This window comes from Pelagibacterium halotolerans B2 (genome assembly GCF_000230555.1).
Classification (GTDB): Bacteria; Pseudomonadota; Alphaproteobacteria; order Rhizobiales; family Devosiaceae; genus Pelagibacterium; species Pelagibacterium halotolerans.
In genome coordinates this window covers 1,211,559-1,229,497 of record NC_016078.1, presented here as the reverse complement: position 1 = coordinate 1,229,497, position 17,939 = coordinate 1,211,559, and the positions used below count along the sequence as shown (strand labels likewise).

12 protein-coding genes are annotated in these 17,939 nt (G+C 60.3%); all 12 read right to left on the bottom strand.

Translation table 11 applies throughout. The features are described 5' to 3' along the window. Position 1: 1 nt before the first annotated feature. The 12 genes from KKY_RS06030 to KKY_RS05975 all read right to left on the bottom strand — a co-directional run bounded on the left by KKY_RS06030 (position 2) and on the right by KKY_RS05975 (position 17,938). On the bottom strand, positions 2 to 1,858 hold the full coding sequence (locus KKY_RS06030; RefSeq protein ID WP_014130430.1) for a sulfatase: 1,857 nt from the start codon (positions 1,856 to 1,858) through the stop codon (positions 2 to 4). A 65-nt stretch (positions 1,859 to 1,923) separates the two neighbouring features. Beyond that, on the bottom strand, positions 1,924 to 3,993 hold the full coding sequence (locus KKY_RS06025; RefSeq protein ID WP_041529158.1) for a dipeptide ABC transporter ATP-binding protein: 2,070 nt from the start codon (positions 3,991 to 3,993) through the stop codon (positions 1,924 to 1,926). Between the two features lie 8 nt (positions 3,994 to 4,001). After that, positions 4,002 to 4,871 (bottom strand): ABC transporter permease, encoded by an 870-nt coding sequence (locus KKY_RS06020; protein ID WP_014130428.1) that lies wholly within the window; start codon positions 4,869 to 4,871, stop codon positions 4,002 to 4,004. Next, positions 4,872 to 5,819: an ABC transporter permease gene (locus KKY_RS06015; protein ID WP_014130427.1), complete on the bottom strand. Its 948-nt coding sequence runs from the start codon at positions 5,817 to 5,819 to the stop codon at positions 4,872 to 4,874. 2 nt (positions 5,820 to 5,821) lie between these two features. After that, a complete protein-coding gene (locus tag KKY_RS06010) occupies positions 5,822 to 7,336 on the bottom strand; it encodes an ABC transporter substrate-binding protein (RefSeq protein WP_014130426.1) in 1,515 nt (504 codons plus the stop codon). A gap of 306 nt (positions 7,337 to 7,642) precedes the next feature. Beyond that, positions 7,643 to 8,404 (bottom strand): TIGR02186 family protein, encoded by a 762-nt coding sequence (locus tag KKY_RS06005; RefSeq protein ID WP_014130425.1) that lies wholly within the window; start codon positions 8,402 to 8,404, stop codon positions 7,643 to 7,645. Next, complete coding sequence (locus tag KKY_RS06000; protein WP_014130424.1) at positions 8,401 to 9,336, bottom strand: sulfite exporter TauE/SafE family protein; 936 nt, start codon at positions 9,334 to 9,336, stop codon at positions 8,401 to 8,403. The genes KKY_RS06005 and KKY_RS06000 overlap by 4 nt, the downstream gene beginning before the upstream one ends. A gap of 112 nt (positions 9,337 to 9,448) precedes the next feature. Continuing rightward, positions 9,449 to 11,116, bottom strand: coding sequence for a glycoside hydrolase family 3 protein (locus KKY_RS05995; protein WP_014130423.1), 1,668 nt, complete (start codon positions 11,114 to 11,116; stop codon positions 9,449 to 9,451). Between the two features lie 10 nt (positions 11,117 to 11,126). Then, entirely contained in the window at positions 11,127 to 12,044 is a 918-nt protein-coding gene (locus KKY_RS05990; RefSeq protein ID WP_014130422.1) for a formylglycine-generating enzyme family protein, read from the bottom strand. A 23-nt stretch (positions 12,045 to 12,067) separates the two neighbouring features. Continuing rightward, a complete protein-coding gene (locus KKY_RS05985; protein ID WP_014130421.1) occupies positions 12,068 to 14,542 on the bottom strand; it encodes a beta-glucosidase in 2,475 nt (824 codons plus the stop codon). A 26-nt stretch (positions 14,543 to 14,568) separates the two neighbouring features. Next, positions 14,569 to 16,128, bottom strand: a complete 1,560-nt coding sequence (locus KKY_RS05980) for a sulfatase family protein (RefSeq protein WP_014130420.1) — start codon at positions 16,126 to 16,128, stop codon at positions 14,569 to 14,571. A 43-nt stretch (positions 16,129 to 16,171) separates the two neighbouring features. Beyond that, positions 16,172 to 17,938 carry a sulfatase gene (locus KKY_RS05975; protein WP_014130419.1) on the bottom strand — a complete coding sequence of 589 codons (1,767 nt, stop codon included), beginning with the start codon at positions 17,936 to 17,938 and terminating at the stop codon, positions 16,172 to 16,174. Position 17,939: the final 1 nt, after the last annotated feature.

Below are 17,939 nucleotides of genomic sequence, written 5' to 3'. Positions count from 1 at the left end.
TCTAAGTTGTTGTTTCGTCGCGCGTCCGAACCGCAAAACCGTTTCCACTTTTGCTGGACGCGCTCCAGTGCTGCCGGGCGGGTGTGCTAACTGACCGCGCCAGCTCTGCATCAAGGACACGCAGCGTGTCCGGCGTCATGGCCGGTGACATTACCGAGATGTGCCAAAGGCTCAGGTGACCGAAGCGTCCGACGAGGCCGTTGAGCAACTGCGCTCCGAATGCCTCTCCGACACGGGCGCGCATTTCCGCATTCGCAAAAATGTCGGTAAGCGTCAGTTCGGCTGCCGGGCCGAAGGTCTGTCGGGGCGCGGCCCTCCAATCGCGATCCAGCGAAGCCATGACCTGGGGCCATTGCTTTTCGACCAGAAGGTGCTCCGGTCCGACCGCGCCCGTCATGGGCAGCCCCAGGCGGACATACTGGCTTTCCGGAGCATCGTTTTCGCGCATCATCGCGACCAGAAGGCCGGCCATTCGCAATTCGAGATCAGGGTCGTCGATTGGCGATTTCTGTCCCGGATCGCTTTCGAGATCGTAAAGCAGCGAGCCGAAGTGAAAAGGATTTCCGAAAGCGAGGCCCCTTGTCCGCAGCGTGCGCAGACCCTTGGTGAAGGAGAAGGCGGGAACAAGTTCGGTCTCGGCAAGATCGGCGACCGAATAGCGATTTTTCATGCGCGTGGGCATGAGGGTGTATTCCTCGAGCGGCCTGTTGGACGGGTCAGCCGCGGCCCGCATATAGACGTACCGTCCGTCTGTAATGCTCACATGCCCGCCAAAAATGCCGAACAGGGCCGTCTTGCGGATGGCCTGCGTTTCTTCGCGTATCAGGGGCAAAATGGACCGACCCTGCATGTCACCGGTCGGTTCGAGCCCGAAAATATCGAGGAAGGTGGCGGCGAGATCGATGGTCTGGACCAGACCCGAATGGGCCTGCCCTGCCCTCTTTGCGAGCGGATCGCAAATAAAGAGCGGGGTATGGATATTTTCCTCGTACCAGGGCTGGACGTTCTTGCCGTACCATTCGTGCTCGCCGAGCAGAAAGCCGTGATCGGTGCAGACGATCAGGACCGTATCCTCCCACATGCGGTACGCGTCCATGCGATCGAGGATTCGGCCCAGGCTGTCGTCGCACATGGTCAGCAGCGCGCTGTAACCTTTCCGGATATGATCGAGCGTGTTCTCGTCTTCGAGAACGGGGCGATAGTCGGGCCAGTCGAAATGAGAACCGCCATAGTTATCGCCGACCCGCTTGCGATGCTCGGGCGATGAGACAAAGGGCTCGTGAGGATCAAAGCATTCGATCTGGAGAAGCCAGTTGTCGTCGGCGCGATTGGTGTCGATGAACTCAAGTCCGGCATCGACGGTCTGGGTTTGGGACGACAGTCCGGTCTTTTCGAAATGCCGGCGATTGATCCAGTCCTGCCGCCATACCTCGCCCGTGCGCCAACTCAAGGTCTCGGGGATTTCGGGGTCTGCCACCTGCCCTTTCCAGGGATCGCCTTCCTGGCCGCGAAAAAACTCAAAGGAAGAATAGCGGGAGTGATAGGTGGCGCCGCCGTCCTCCCAATAGTGCTGATGATCGGTGACCAGATGAGTATAGACGCCGGATTTTTTCAGAATTTCCGGAACGGAATCGTCGAACGGTTCGAGCGGCCCCCAGCCGCGATGCAGAAAATTATAGCGCCCTGTATGGAGCTCCCGGCGCGCCGGCATGCAGGGCATCGAACCCGCGTAGCAACGGGACATCGTGGTTGCCCGTGCGGCCAGGCGCTCAAAATTGGGAAGGTCGAGTCCCCTGGCGCCATAGGCCGGGAGAAAGTGGCGATTGAGGCTGTCAAACATCAGCACGATGGCCCGCATAGCCGGCTCCAGGATAGGTTGTCGCAGTCTTGTTGCGGGCCGCGAAAACGGCCCGCATTTTTGGATCAGGCCAGCGCTGGATCGGCCCGGACGTTGATTCGAGCGGGATCGTTCCGGAAGTGGCAGGCACATTTCTGGCCCGAGAGCGCCGGTTCGAGTTTGGGCGATTGGGAAATGCAGATCGTTCGCTCGGGGATAAAGCGCGGCCCTACCGGGCAGCGCGTGCGGAAGCGGCACCCGCTGGGCGGACTGGCCGGGCTGGGCATGTCTCCCGAAAGATAGATGCGGTGGCTTCGGTCGCGATCCACGTCGGGTTCGGGAGTGGCCGAAAGCAGGGCCTGCGTATAGGGATGGCGCGGATTGCCATAAACCTCATCGGTTGTTCCGGCTTCAACAATCCTGCCCAGATACATCACGGCGACACGGTCGCTGATGTGTTTGACCACGGAAAGATCGTGGGCAATGAAAAGATAGGCCAACCCCAGATCGTTGCGTAGCTCGTCCAGCAGATTGATGATCTGGGCCTGAATGGAAACATCAAGCGCCGATACCGGCTCGTCGAGAACGAGCACTTTCGGATCGACGGCCAGGGCGCGTGCGATGCCCACGCGCTGGCGTTGTCCGCCCGAAATTTCATAGGGGTATCGCCGGAGCAATTGCGGCGACAGCCCTACCCGCTCCATCAGCCCGCTTGCCCTCTTGTCGGCCTCTTGTCCGGTATGTCCGGCAACGACGAGCGCTTCCTCTATCGACTGGCCGATCGTTCGCCGAGGATTGAGAGCGGCGGAGGGATCCTGGAAAACATACTGCACGCTCGATGTCACATGGCGCCGGTCTTCCGCGGTCATTGCCGTGACATCGCGCCCGGCTACCTCTATCGAACCGCTGCTGGCGGCGTGAATGCCCACAATGGTGCGGGAGAGGCTGGACTTGCCGCAGCCCGATTCTCCGACCAAGCCATAGGTCTGCCCCGGATAGATTTCGAGGGAGATGCCATCGACGGCGTAAACGGGCTTGTGCCGGCTGAAGAGCCGCGATTTGCGATCGGCCACGTCGGTGCGCAGATCGGTAATTTTGAGAACGGGCACGGCACTGGCCCGCGATGCCTTGATACGCGAACGCGAGGTGGGCCTGGGAGGCGCGAGGTCGCGTTCACCCCGCTGGGCGACCCAGCAGGCCGAATGTTGCCCCGGCTCGATCTCTTCGAGCGCCGGAACCTGCTTGTCGCAGATATCGATGCATTTCGAGCACCGCGGTTGAAACGAGCAGCCCGGCGGCAGTTGCACGGGAATGGGAGGCTGGCCGGGAATTGCCGGCAGCGCCTCGTGCTCCTCGCTGTCGAGCCGGGGCACCGCGCGCAGCAGTGCGGCCGTATAGGGATGGGTCGGGTGCTTGAGCACCCGAGCGACCGAGCCTTTTTCCACGATGCGGCCGCCATACATCACCGCCAGGTCGTCGCACAGTTCGGCGACCACACCCATATCGTGGGTAATCAGGATGATAGCGACCCCAAGCTCCTCGCGCAGATCGACCAGGAGGCGAAGGATTTGCGCCTGAATCGTCACGTCGAGCGCCGTGGTGGGCTCATCGGCGATCAGGAGCCTTGGCTTGTTGGCAAGCGCTATGGCGATGACCACACGCTGGCGCATGCCGCCCGAAAATTCATGCGGGTACTGGTCAATAGCCCGCTCGACATCGGGAATGCGGACCTGTGCCAGCAATTCCTTAGCGCGTTCACGCGCCTTGCTCTGGTCGACGCCGTGGACAAGCAGAGCTTCGGTAATCTGGTCGCCGACCCGCATGACCGGGTTCAGAGCCGATTGGGGATCCTGAAACACCATTGCGATGTCCCGACCCCGTACGGCCCGCATATCCCCTTCCGGCAGATCGAGCAGGTTGATCCCGTTGAGCAACACGCGTCCCGCGGTTACCCGACCGGGCTTGCGCAGCAGGCGAAGTATGGAGCGAGCGGTTACCGATTTGCCCGACCCGCTTTCGCCGACCAGCCCCATGACCCGCCCCTGTCCAACCGTAAAGCTGACATCTCTGACAACGTCGACATTGCGTTTGGCCACGGTGAAGGTGGTGGTCAGATTCTCTACGGTGAGGACATTCTCTTTGCGCTGTTGATTCATTTCCGCATTCATCGGTTGCGTCTCCCGACCTGGTTGAGCGCATCGGCAAGCATGGCGAATGAGAGCGCCAGCAGCATCAGGACGACCATCGGGCCAACGAGGTAGAATGGGGCGCGCGTGATGTACCGCATGCCCTGGTTGAGCAGAATGCCGATAGAAGGTTCGGGCGGCTGGAGACCGAGCCCGACAATGCTCAGTCCGGCTTCAATGAAGATGGCGGCCACAACGAAAATCGATGCCTGAACCAGAACGGGCTCGACGGCATTGGGCAGGATGTGCCGCATCATGATCGTCCAGCGGCTCACCCCCAGCGTCTGCGCGGCTATGACGTATTCGCGCTGCAACTGGGCCAGAAGCACGGCGCGCGATAGACGCCCGAAGCCCGGCAGGCCGGCTATGGTGATTGCGATGGCCAGGGCCGTCCAGCCGGGTCCCACAACGATGACGATGCATATTCCCAAAATCAGGCCGGGAAATCCGGCGATGATATCGAGAACGCGCTGGATGAACGTCCCCAGAAACTGCGAGACCGCGCCCAACAGACCCAGAACCGTACCGATCGCCATACAGGCCACCACGGCGGTAAAGATCAGAGACAGATCGACCCGCAATCCGAACACGGCGCGCACGAATATGTCGCGCCCCAATTCATCGGTACCGAACGGATGCGCAAAACTGGGCGGGAGCAGAGAATCCCGGGTCTGAACGTCATAGCCCTCGGGAAACAGCAGCGGCGCAGCGAGCGCCAGTCCGCCCAGCACGACGATGAGGGTGACCGAGAACATGCCTTTTGTCGTAAAGAGCGCGCCGAGATAGCGTTCCGCGGTCGGATTGAGCTGACCGAATTTAGCGATTTTGTTGGAGATTTGCTGGCTCATTTACCCCTCCAGGCGAATGCGTGGGTCGAGTGCCGCGAGCACGATTTCCGAAATCAACTGCGTGAAAACGGCAATGAGCACGGCGCCGAGAATAATGGCCTGAAGGACGTTGTAGTCCCGGCTTTGCACCGCATAGATGGCAAGGGCACCAACGCCGTTGCGGGCAAATATCGCCTCGATGATGACAGCACCAGCCAGCATGTCGCCAAACCGCAGGCCGATGGCGACGACGGCGGGGCCAAGACTGTTGCGGAGCACATGCTGGCGGGTGATCTTGCCATCCGGGACGCCTTTGGCCCTGGCAAGGTCGATAAAGTCCTCATCCCGGGTCGAAAGCATTGTGGCCTGCAATTGCCTGGCCACGATCGATGCCTGAGCGAGGGAAATGGCCAGGGCCGGGAGGACAAGATAATGGAGCCCGACAATAAGATTTTCGCTGAACAGCACTTCGCCCGATATCGGAAACAGCGGAAACATGATCCCCAGAAACAGAATGAAGATCAGGCCGATAACGAAGGGAGGCATCGCCAGGAGGAACGTGATGGTGCCATCGATGGCGACGCGCGCCCACTTGCTTCGCTCGGTGCCGGCCAGGATGCCCAGACCAATGCCGAACGCGACAAGCAGAACCATGGACAGCAGCGCCAGTTCCAGCGTGCTCTCGATGCGGGACAAAATCACCTCGGCCACCGGGCGCCGCATGGTAAAGCTCTGGCCGAAATCGCCTTGCAGAACGCCTGTCAGCCAATTGAAATACTGAACGATGACCGGATCATTGAGCCCCATCTGCTCGCGCACGGCAGTGAGCTGCTCAAGGGTGGCTTCGGGTCCGGCAATCGCGATGGCGGGGTCCCCCGGCGCGAGCCGGGGGAGAAAGAAGGCAATGATCGAGCTTGCCAGGGCAACCGCCAATACCGACGGCAGCTTCCTTAAGAGAAACTTGAACACCGTCAGTTGAACTCCGCATCGATCAAGACCAGAGCGCCGGTACTGGCAAAGGTCACACCTTCAACGTCGGTGCTGGTGACGTACAGGGATGGCGATTGCACCAGAACGAGGTTGAAGGCCTCATCGATCATGTATTCGGAGAGCGCTTCAACCGCCGCAGCCAACTCGTCGGTGCCGACGGCATTTTCGACGTCCTCACGCAGCGCTGCGTATTCCTCGGTCCAGAAATGCGATGGATTGTCCTGCCGTATTCCGGGAACGGAGCTGATCAATGTGGGAACGCTCAGCCCCACCATCCCCTGAAGCTGGATGAAGGCCGGGCCGAGCTCTCCGGCGATCTGACGTTGACCGAAGGTCGGCGTGTCCACGATATCGGCCTGAACGTCGAACCCGACATCGCGAAGGTTGTTCTGGACGATTTCGAATACCGCCCGCTGGCCGGGCAGCGCATGCAGCGCGATGGTTATGGCTGGATTTTCGACACCAGCCTCGGCCAGCAGTTCCCTGGCCCTGTCGGGATTGTAGCTGTAGTGATTTGCCAGCGTTTCATTGTAGCCCGGCGATCCGGGAGCCCAGAAAAGCGCCGTGGGCGTACCGAGGCCGTCATGGACCTGCTGGTTGATGCGCTCACGATCGATCGCGTAACCGATGGCCTGGCGCACGAGCTTGTTGTCGAAGGGTGGCATCTCGACGTTGAGGCCCAGCGGTATCTGGGCACCGCCCGTCGGGACCACATTGAACATGGGCGAGTTGGAAAATTCCAAGCCGTCGTTGGGGCTTACCTGCATCGCGACCTGCGCCCGATTGCTTCGCAGGGCCGAAATCGTTGCCGTCGGGTCGTTGATGATTGCAATGTCGACCGATTCGATGGCTGCCGCTTCGGGATCGCGGTAATCTTCGTAACGCTCGAGCCTAATCCGCGCGCCCGGGCTCCATTCGGCGAAGGTGTATGGCCCCGTTCCGATGACTTGCGAGCCATCGCTGCGCTGATCGTATGTTTCCTGATCGACGACGACAGTCCGCGCGAAAAACTCGTATATGTTGGAAAGCGGGCGTGAAAAATGGAGCACCATTTCGGTGTCGCTGAGGATCTCGATCTCTTCGATCTGCTCGGCGATGAAACCGAGTTGATGCGCCGTTTCGGGATTGCGGGCGACTTCGATTGTGTAGCGGATATCGTCGGTCGTCAGCGCACGGCCAGTGTGAAACGTGACGTCGTCATGAAGGGTCAACGTCATCGTCAGACCATCATCCGATACCGTCCAATCACTGGCCAGAACCGGCACCGGCTCATAGGTTACCGGATCGAGATCGAAAACGGTTTCGAACACATTCCGGATCCACGGAAAATTGCCGGCACGACCGGGCATCACATTGCTTGGCTGCGCATCCGAGGCGTTGACCACCGTGATGGTTTCCTGGGCGTAGGCCATTATCGTGGCGCCCAGAACGCCGGAAAGCGCCGTCGCTCCGACGAGAACCGTATTGCGCAGGTGGCGCGCGATTGTATGCTTCATATTTCTCTCTCCCATTTTTGGGCACGCAGAAATTCTGCGCGCGGACGCGGTGCGTCGCGCATCGGCCGTGACAGACGGCGCTGAATGCGATGCGAAATTCCGGCGGTGCGCTTATTCGCTGCCGGCTACAGGTTCGGGCCACCGGGGTGGCCGTTGCAATTGGGCTGTTCTCCTCGGGTATCCGGCCTCCTATTCCGGATGATGCCGAGCCGGATACCCGACTGGCAGTGTTTTGATACCACCCCATGCTATCAAGAAGAAATGCAATTTCTTCAGGAAGCGATTACCGAGGTTTATCGCTCACGTTCAGCGCTTGAACAGCACTCCTCCCAGCCAACCCGTGCCGATGGCCGTCAGAACGGCGGCGAGACCGTACAGAAACGGAGAGGTCGTCGCCGCGCGAGAGAGGAAGCGTTCGAACCCCTGTGTCCGGACAGAAAAGGTGGTGGAACCCGATCCCACGAGCTCGCCATCTGCCACGACAAGCACCTGGGCGAGATAGCTGCCATTGGGCACCGACGAGGGCAACAGAATGCGGGTGGTGAAGGTGGTGGACGAGAGGAACGCCACGCCGCGTTCCGCCTCAATGAACAGGCCGGCTTCTTCCATCATGCGGATCAATTCGGCGTCGAACCTTTCGCCGTCTCCGACACTGCGCGCGCGGGCGACGAGTGAGGACAGTGCCGTGCGCGGATCGGCGCGCATGCCCGCGCTGAGTATCTGGTCGAAGGGGCGACTTGCAAGGATCGCATAATAGCCGGGCAAGTCGCGATAGATTGCCTGGTCGGCATTGAGGACAAGGCCGAACTGACGCTCCTTGATGCGGATAACGCGGTCGCTGGCTGGCCCGCGAACGAGGACCATGACGTCATATGGACCAGCCTCGGGTACGCTGCCACTGCCCGGCTCGATGTTGCCGAACAGCGTGATCGTCTGGCCGGTAAAGGTCGAATGAATGGTAACCAGCGGATCGGAATTGGCGAATACGACGCCTTGCGCATGCGCTGCGCCGGCCGTTGAAAAAGCACTGAAGGCTACGGCAATCGCCGCGAAAATGAGGCGCATCATAGATTCTCTCCAAAACCGAGAGAACTCATCGAGAACGGATCGGCGGGCGCGAGGAAAAGCGTCAACGCAAAGCGGAATGCGACGCCGAGAACGATCAACGCAAGAAGCGCACGCAATTGGTCGCCCTTGAGATGTTGGCCGGCGGAGGCGCCGAATTGCGCACCGGCGACGGAGCCAACCATGAGACAGAAGGCCAGGAGAATATCAACGGACTGAGTCTGGATGGCATGCAGCATGCAGGTCATCGCCATGACCGCCAGCAGATGCAGCAAGGACGTTCCGATCACAACGGACCCCGGCACACGCAGGATATAGACCAGGGCCGGCACCAGAATGAAGCCACCACCGATCCCCAGCAGCGCGCCAACGATGCCGATCGAAAAGCCGATCAACATGACGGGAATGACCGAAATATAGAGCTTGGACTTTTTGAACCGCATCCGCAGGGGCAGAATCTGCACCCAGGAATGCTGGCCTGGAAGGCGGCGCGGCGGCGGTGGACCGGCTTTGCGCGCTCTCAGGAGAGAGCGGATGGACTCGACCATCATCAGCGTGCCGATCGAGCCCAGAAAGACCAGATAGCCCAGTGAGATAAAGAGATCGAGCTGGCCGAGCGCGCGCAGGACCCCGAAAATCCATACCCCTACGAACGAGCCGACGATGCCCCCCAGCACCAGAAAGGCTCCCAGCTTGAGATCAATGGCACCCCGTCGCAAATAGGAAATCGCGCCGGATGTCGAGGATGCCACAACCTGTCCGGTGACCGAAGCGACGGCGACCGGGGCCGGCACTCCGGAAAACAGCAACAAAGGTGTCAACAGGAACCCGCCCCCGACCCCGAACAGGCCCGAAATAAACCCGATGGCCGCACCGATCCCGATGAGGAAGAACAGGTCCACCGAAAGTTCGGCTATGGGAAGGTAAATGGGCATTCGCGGTCTGGGAAGGTGATGGAAAAATCGGCATCACGCGGTCCCGGTCTGGACCGCGCTCACATAAGGAGGCGACTTCGCATTCGGTTTGCCAATGGAAGATCGTCCGCCATCAATACCTCGCATCCTCAAGGCCGGCGAACGGATCGATCGGACTGTTGGAATTGAACTCGCCATCGCCAAGCAAAAGGTCGACGACCGCCGCCTGCATGGCATCGAGCGTACTGTAGGCGTTGATGTAGGTCGGCACCCGTGGCGCGTCATACAGGTAATAGGGATACCCGAACGAGATGATCGCTGTAGGAATATCATGCCAATGGCGCTGCATGGACGCGCCGAAATCGCCCCCGATTTTCGCCCAGTCGAGGAAAATGCGGCCACGTGTGAGGAGCGTTTCCTCGCCGAAAATGTAGAGAACCAGATCGAAATTTTCGCGGGTCACCACGGTCCCCGGTGTGTGGAGTGTGACCTCGAAGCCGTTGTCCGCAAGAAGCTGCGGCAAAACCATCGGAGCCGGTTCCCCATGCAGCGGGCTGACGATGCCGCCCGAAAAAATCAGCACCCGCTTATGGGTGGCCGGGGCGATCGGGACGAGGTTCTGCACGTCTTTGACGAGTGTCGGCGCACCTTTTATGGCCGCGCTTGCGGCCTGTACGGCCTCTGGCGCACCAAGCTCGCAACGCCGATCGGGACCGGTATTGTCGTGAAGTCCGAGTCTGGCCTTGAGCGCCAGGATACGTGTGATGGCATCATCGAGACGGACCCGGGAGATCTCCCCATTTTCAACGGCTGCCCGCACGGCGTCCATGTCTTCTTCGGGCGATCGCGAAAACAGGATGACATCGCAGCCATTGGCAATAATCTGGGGCTTGGCCCCACGCAACGGCATCCACGCACCGAGCCCGGCCATTTCGCTGGCGTCTGAGACGATGAGGCCATTAAATCCCAATCGATGGCGCAAAAGATCGATATTGAGGAGCCGGCTGACCGAGGCGGGCCTGAATGCTTCTATGCCGGCATCGGGGTTCAGGCTCCGGACGTAAGCAGGCAATGCGATGTGGGCAGACATCACGCTGAGGACGCCCTTGGCGATTGCCGCGCGGTACAATCGTCCGAAATGTTCTTCCCAATCGGGCATGGACAGCGGGTTGATCGTCGTCACCAGATGCTGGTCGCGATCGTCGAAACCTTCGCCCGGCCAATGCTTGACGGTCGCCGCGACGCCGCGCTTCTGGAATTCTTCAATCTGGGCCAGCGCATGGCGTTCGATCGTTTCGACGTCTGACCCGAAGCCTCGCGTGGCAACGATGGCGCTGCGGAAAGCCGCATTGATATCGACGACGGGCGTGAAGGACCAGTTGACGCCAATGGCGCGTGCCTCTTCGGCCATGATCCGCGAAATGTCGCGGGTGACCGCAACGTCGTCGAGCGCCGCGAGCGCCAGCGGGTTTGGCACCTGGGTTGCGAATGGCAAGCTCATCCGGGAGCCTTCAAGGTCGGCGCTGACAAGCAGCGGCACCGCGGCATCGGATTGTAACGCGGCGAGGCGGCCGCGTTCTCCCTCGGCATCGGGACCGAAAAAGCGGGTGATGCCGCCAGGACGCAGGCGCCTGATGCGCGCTTGTTCCTCGTCGTCATCTCCGCGCGAGATGAGAACGAACAATTGCGCAACCTTGTCCTCGATACTCATCGCGTCGCGGGTGGCGTGAACCCAAGAGCGGGCTTCGGCGTCCAAGTGAAAGGGAGCCTTTTCGAGCCAGCCATAGTCGGTCGTTGTCATCACAGTCTTTCTATTGAACGTCGTAGGCTACCCGAAAGCCCGTGTTCGATCCGGCGCTGTCGGGGGTCATGGCCATGCGGGCCGCGATGCGGTAGCGGTAGCAATAGGAAACGTGGCACAGGAACGAACCGCCCTTGAGCACCTTTTCGGAATGCTGGAGGGCATATGCGTTACGCTGCTTGGCGGCCCGGGAGACCGAGCGCACGCGGAAGGCGTCGTGTGTCCACTCCCACACATTGCCGCTCATCGAATAAAAACCCAACGGATTGGACTCGAAACTCCTAGCGGGAGCCGTGCGGACAAAACCATCCCTGGCTGTATTGAGATCGGGAAACCGGCCCTGCCAGATGTTGCAGAATATCGCATCGTGGTCATTGGGCTCCTCGTCGCCCCAGGGAAAGCGCCTGCGCTCGGTGCCTCCGCGGGCCGCATGCTCCCATTCCGCTTCAGTCGGGAGGCGTCCACCGACCCATTGGGCAAAGGCGTTGGCGTCTCTCCAGGAAACCTGAACGACAGGATGGTCCTCGCGTCCCTCAAGTGATGAATCCGGACCTTCGGGGTGCCGCCAACTGACGCCATCGACCTTGTGCCACCAGGGCAATTGCGATCCGGCACGAGTCGCAGCGTCGAGACTTTCACGGTCGCTATGAAACACCGCCGACCAGCCATACCGTTCGGCCTCGGTCACGTAGCCTGTTGCGGCAACGAAATCGGCAAAGCGCGCATTGGTCACCGTCGTTGCTTCCAATGCAAAGTCACGGAGCGTTACCGGCCGCTCGGGCCCCTCGCCATCGACTGGAATTTCCGGCGAATTGGTTCCGACAAAACTCCTCCCGCCCGGCACGCGGATGGGATCGAGCGCAGTTCCGCTCGATATCGGGGCGGCTTGACGCAGCTTTTCAGCCGAAGGGGCCGGAGTATCTGCCATCCGGGATGGGCCGCAACATGACTTCATGGTGCCAACGCCAGTTCACCGATGCGCTCGACTGAGCCAGTGGGGCGCATCTGTTTGGCATCGGTTCCTATTGCAATGTCGTACCGACCGGGACTGACAATCCAGAGACCGCGCCCGGTATCGAAATGAGCAAAGGCGCGGGCATCGAGTTCGAGGCGTACGGTCCGGCTCTGGCCGGCCTCCAGATGCACCTTTGCGAAAGCCTTGAGTTCCTTTTCGGGGCGATCGACGGGCGCATCCCGAGGCGCGACATAGAGCTGGACTACCGTCGAACCGGACCGCTGACCGACATTGGCAACCGAGATATCGACCGCCACCTTGCCGTCATTTTCGAACGTGGCATCAGCGATCGTGTGGCCGCTCAGTGCGAATTCGGTATAGCTCAGGCCAAAGCCGAAGGGAAAGAGCGGCGAAATGCCGTGCTTGTCATAATGGCGATAGCCAACAAACACGCCCTCGCGATATTCGACCTCTCCATCCAGTCCGGGATAGACCTTCCGGTCCTGGCTGTGGGCGGGATTGTCCGACCATTTGACAGGAAAGCTCTGCGAAAGCCGGCCGCCCGGCTCCGCCCTGCCCAGCAGCACATCAGCGATGGCGTTGCCCGCCTCCTGCCCCGGATACCAGGCCTGAACGACGCCTGCGACATCATCGAGCCAGGGCATCTCGACGGGGCCGCCGGTCTGGAGCACGACAATGGTCCTGGGATTGGCTCCGGCGACGGCCGCCACGAGCTCGTCCTGACGTCCCGGCAGAGAAATGCTTTCAAGGTCGCTGCCTTCGGTATCCCATTCACCGTTGCGTCCCACAAAGACGAGGGCAATGTCGGATTTGGCAGCAAGGCTTGCCGCATGGGCAATCGCTTCTTTCCCAAGCGGTGCAGAAATTCCCATACGGAACGCCGAGATGCCGAGGCTGGAATAGGCCTTCGTGGCAAATTCGATGACAATCTCGACGGGCACGCCGGCGGTCAATTCAATCTCGCCGATCACCTCGTCGCACCCTTCCTCAAAGAAGGTGTGTCCCTTTCGCCAATCGGTCCATGCATCAGAAACAAGCTTGCCGTCGACATAGACCCTTGAAAGACCCGCCGAAGCTATACCGACCCTGTGAAGGCCGTCGGTCCGGGGAACGAATTTACCGCTCAATCGCGCGGAGAAGGCATCGGGCGTCACCTTGCCCGCAGCGACATGGCCCACCCAGAAAGCCTGGGCCTCGCCGAATGTTTCCGAATGCTCCGGTGCTCCGGAAAGGGCCGTGTTGTCGAAGTAGTCGACAGTGAGTTCGGTCTCAAGCAATGGTTCGAAGCGGAAATTGGTGCACCCTTGTGCATAGGAGAGCCGCTCCTCGCCCAGGGCGGCCACCAACCCCTCCCAAGGACTGACGCGGTAGTGCGGGTTGAGTTGCGCGCTGCCGCCACCCATGATCTGGGCGGTCCTGGCGTTTGGGCCGATAACGGCAATCGTATCATTGCCGGAAAGCGGCAGGACCCCATCGTTTTTCAACAGCACCATGGCTTCGGCGCCGGCCCTGCGGATCAGCGCGCGGTGTGCGGGCCTGTCATCGGCACGCTCGATGCGTTCGCGCTGATCGTTGAGCGTACCCGTGCGCTCCATCACGGTCAGGATTGCCTTGGTGCGTGCACGGATCGTGTCACGGGCAACCTCGCCAGCTTCAACCGCGGCAATGAGCTTTTCACCGCGATCGCGCGTCGGGCCGGGCATTTCCAGATCGAGACCTGCATTGACTGTCTGTGCCGTCGAATGCGAACCGAACCAATCGGACATGACAAGGCCGTCAAATCCCCACTGCTTGCGCAGGACATCGGAAATGAGCCACTCATGCTCTGAGGCATACGTACCGTTTACGCGATTGTAGGCCGTCATCACCCCCAAGGTCCGGCCCTTTTTGACCGCGTATTCGAAGGGGATCAGATAAACTTCCCGCAGGGCGCGTTCGTCGATTTTCGACGACATCGTCGTGCGTTCGATCTCGGACTCATTGCCTGCGAAATGCTTGACCGTCGCCGCAATCCCCTGCTCCTGAAGACCGGCGATATAGGCGGCGGCAAGTTCTCCGGTGAGTATCGGATCTTCCGAATAGCATTCGAAATTGCGGCCATTGGTAACCGAGCGCTGGATATTGACTGTGGGCGCAAGCAGCATATGAGCGCCCTTGGATTGTGTTTCCTCAGCCAACGCACGGCCGATTTCCGCGAGGAGTGCGACGTTCCATGTCGCCCCAAGCGCAATCCCGACGGGAAAGCTTGCCGATTTGACGCCGCCGATCAGCGACCCGCCGCCCCGTGCACCATTGGGACCGTCTGTCACCCGCAGCGCACCGATCCCCAGCCTTTCGACGGCGGGCAGAGACCAGAAGTCGGCGCCCGAGAGCAGCGACACCTGCTCCTGGAGCGTCATCTGGTCGAGAAGGGCGTCGACCGTTGTTTGCTGGGGGGTATGAAGGGTCATGATCTCAACCGGTTTCCAGGGATTGGCTAGGCGGCAAGCGTGGCTAGCAATCGGGCGCTGTCGTGCTCGGGGATATCGCCGATTTCCTGCATCTTTGCATCAAGCCGCGCGAGCATTGTCTTGAAAATCTCCCGATATTGCGGATTGGCGGCCTGGTTGACCAGTTCGAACGGATCGTCCTCGCAATCAAACAGTTCCCATTCAGGCGGTGCGTTATTGGGACGGGCACCGAGTTGCCCCAAGTCCTTGTTGTACCAGTATATCAGCTTGTAGCGCTCGTTGCGCACGCCGTAATGCGCCCAGGCCTCGTGGATCCCGTCATTGTGCATCCAATAGCGATGGTAGGCCAGATTGTCCCAGTCCTCCGGCGTGCTGCCCTCAAGCACCGGACGCATCGAGCGCCCCTGCATGTAGGTGGGGATGGGGAGACCTGCATAGTCCAGAAATGTCGGCGCGAAATCGACATTACAGGCGATCGTTTCGCTGGTGGATCCAGCCGCGATGGCTGCCGGGTAACGGACAAGGAACGGCATCTGCAGCGATTCTTCATACATGAAGCGCTTGTCGAACCAGCCGTGTTCCCCCAGGAAGAAACCCTGGTCGGAGGTATAGATAACGATGGTGTTCTCGCTCAGGCCCCTCTCGTCGAGGTAGTCGAGCATGCGTCCCACATTGTCGTCGATCGACTGCACGGTGCGCAGATAGCGCTTCATGTAGCGCTGGTATTTGAATTCGGCGAATGCCTGGGGATCTGTGAACGTGTGGTTCTTGCCGGTATCGGCGCAGACGACGGTGATTTCCTCGCCCGGCTGCAATTCGGGCACCTTTCGGTCGGGAATATTGAATGCATCCCACATCAATTCACCGGCCGTTTCCGCGCCGCCTTCGGGCTGGACCAGGCCGAGATCGCCATAAACCATGTCGGAACGAATGCGCATTTTTGCGGCAGCAGCGGCCGCCGCACGGTTTGAATAATCGTCGTTGAAGGTCTCGGGCAGCGGAATATCCTCGTCCTCCCAGAGATGCCTGTCCTTGGGATGGGGTTGGAAATTGCGATGGGGCGCCTTGTGGTGGCACATCAGGAAAAACGGCTTATCGCCTGCCCGCTCGATGAAATCGATGCTCATGTCGGTAATGATGTCGGTGGCATAACCCGGGTGGCGCTTGCGTCCTTCGGGGCCGATCATCGCGGGATCGAAATAATCGCCCTGCCCCGGAAGCACGCACCATTCGTCAAATCCCGTGGGCTCGTGCGCCTTGCCCTCACCCAGATGCCATTTGCCGAACATGCCGGTGCGATATCCACCGAACCGCAAATGCTTGGCCACGTTGGGCAGGTTGTTGTTTATCCCGGTGGCCAGGGTCGTGACGCAATTCACATGATTATACGTCCCGGTCAGGATCGCTGCCCGGCTGGGGGTGCAGATCGAATTGGTGACATAGGTCCTGTCGTGCCGCATGCCTTCATTGGCCAGCCGATCGAGGTTTGGCGTGGAGTTGAGCCCTCCGCCATAGGCGGAAATCGCGCGCGCGGCGTGATCGTCGCTCATGATGAAGATGATGTTGGGGCGGGAGGTCTTTTCCATGATGGTCTTATCTCTGTTCGATAAATCCGGATGATCGGCCCGTTCAGGCCGGCACCAGTTCCTGCAAGGCGACTTCTATGCGCTCGAGCCGCTCGCGCGGCAGATCCGGCCAGATGCTGGCGAGTTCGATCAGCGACCGCTCACGCAGCAGACGCGGCAGGTTCGCCTTTTCGAGGCGAGGCAGAACGGCAATGATTGCAGAGCGCGTCTCGGGACGCTGCATAAGGTCCTCGAGCGTCATCGTGCCAATCAATGCGCCGGGCGCGAAATCGGTGACACGAAGCGCCTGACGCTGCCCGGCTTCCACAAGGTCCCACTGAGACCTGACCAATAGATGCTCGGGCAGGATCGGCCCCTCCAGGGGCAGTCCGAGCCGCCTGAACTGGCTGTCCGGCGCATCGTTGGCGCGCATCAAATCAACGAGCAGGTTTGCCATTCTCGTTTCGAGTTCGGGATTGTCCAGAGGGTTGGTCTGCCCGGGATCGGTCTGAAGATCATAGAGCAATGTCCCGAATTCCCATGGGCCACGAATGGTCCATCCCTGCATGCGCATCAGCGGCACGCCCTTTGTGAATTTGAATCCCTCGACCAGTTCCACACCGGAAAACTCGCCCGGTTCGAAACGCGAGCGCATATGGGTGGGCATAAGGGTATGCTCGAGCAAGGGGGCGTTTTTCAGGTCCACGCAGGAGCGCATATAGACATAGCGCCCATCGGTAACGCTCACGTGGCCGCCAAAATTTCCAAACAGTCCCGCCTCGCGTATCGGGGTATCGTCAGCGACCGTTTTGGCAAGGGGGCGCCCCTCCATATCAACGGTCGGCTCAAGCCCGAAGAAATCGAGCAGCGTCGGCGCAATATCGATCGTCTGTACAAGCGATTTGCGGCGCTCGCCGGCTATCTTGCTGCGCGGATCCCAGACAAAAAACGGGGTGTGGATGGTTTCATCGAGCCATGGCATGACCGACTTTCCCCACCAGCCGCGCTCTCCGAGCATATAGCCGTGATCGGTGCACACGATGAGCATCGTATCGTCCCACATATTGCGGGCGTCCATTTCATCGAGCACACGACCCAGATTGCGGTCGCACATTGCCAGAAGCGCCAGATACCGATTGCGCCCCTGCAGGACTCTGTCTTCGGCTTCCGTCACCCGTCCATAGGGCGGCCAGTCGAAATCCTCCCCCGTATCGGGGTAAAGCTCCTGATACTGCTCGTAGCTGAAAAAGGGTTCGTGCGGATCGAAGGTTTCGATCTGCAGCATCCAATCGTCCTGCCCGGCGTTAGTGCGCATGAACTCGAGCCCGGCATCAAAAGTATGGGTCTGGCAATGATCGGGCTCCTCAGCCATCGCCTTGCGGTTGACCTGATCCTGGGTGACCATGCGATAGAAGATGTCGCCCAGCCGATCGCGATCGAGGTTACTGAGGTCGCCCTTCCACAAATCGCCTTCCTGGCCGCGGAAGAATTCATAGCTCGAGTAGCGGTTGTGATAAGTCGCACCGCCATCTTCCCAATAGTGCTGATGGTCGGTGACGATGTGGGTATAGACGCCGTTTCGCTTCAAAATCTCGGGCATGGAGTCATCGAACGGTTCGATCGGCCCCCAGGAACGATGCAGGAAATTGTAGCGGCCGGTGTGCAGTTCGCGCCGGGCCGGCATGCAGGGCATGGAGCCGGCGTAGCAGTTTTCGAACGTCGCCGTGCGTTCGGCCAACCGGGCGAAATTGGGCGCATGGACACCCTCGCTGCCATAAGGAGGTAGCATGCGCCGGTTGAGACTGTCGAACATTACGATGATGGCGCGCATA

What these genes read in the sequence shown, in the direction of transcription:
- KKY_RS05980 (WP_014130420.1), bottom strand. Translation starts at nt 16,128, where the DNA reads ATGGAAAAGACCTCCCGCCCCAACATCATCTTCATCATGAGCGACGAT.
- KKY_RS06020 (WP_014130428.1), bottom strand. Translation starts at nt 4,871, where the DNA reads ATGAGCCAGCAAATCTCCAACAAAATCGCTAAATTCGGTCAGCTCAAT.
- KKY_RS05985 (WP_014130421.1), bottom strand. Translation starts at nt 14,542, where the DNA reads ATGACCCTTCATACCCCCCAGCAAACAACGGTCGACGCCCTTCTCGAC.
- KKY_RS05995 (WP_014130423.1), bottom strand. Translation starts at nt 11,116, where the DNA reads ATGACAACGACCGACTATGGCTGGCTCGAAAAGGCTCCCTTTCACTTG.
- KKY_RS05990 (WP_014130422.1), bottom strand. Translation starts at nt 12,044, where the DNA reads ATGGCAGATACTCCGGCCCCTTCGGCTGAAAAGCTGCGTCAAGCCGCC.
- KKY_RS05975 (WP_014130419.1), bottom strand. Translation starts at nt 17,938, where the DNA reads ATGCGCGCCATCATCGTAATGTTCGACAGTCTCAACCGGCGCATGCTA.
- KKY_RS06025 (WP_041529158.1), bottom strand. Translation starts at nt 3,993, where the DNA reads ATGAATCAACAGCGCAAAGAGAATGTCCTCACCGTAGAGAATCTGACC.
- KKY_RS06030 (WP_014130430.1), bottom strand. Translation starts at nt 1,858, where the DNA reads ATGCGGGCCATCGTGCTGATGTTTGACAGCCTCAATCGCCACTTTCTC.
- KKY_RS06000 (WP_014130424.1), bottom strand. Translation starts at nt 9,336, where the DNA reads ATGCCCATTTACCTTCCCATAGCCGAACTTTCGGTGGACCTGTTCTTC.
- KKY_RS06010 (WP_014130426.1), bottom strand. Translation starts at nt 7,336, where the DNA reads ATGAAGCATACAATCGCGCGCCACCTGCGCAATACGGTTCTCGTCGGA.
- KKY_RS06005 (WP_014130425.1), bottom strand. Translation starts at nt 8,404, where the DNA reads ATGATGCGCCTCATTTTCGCGGCGATTGCCGTAGCCTTCAGTGCTTTT.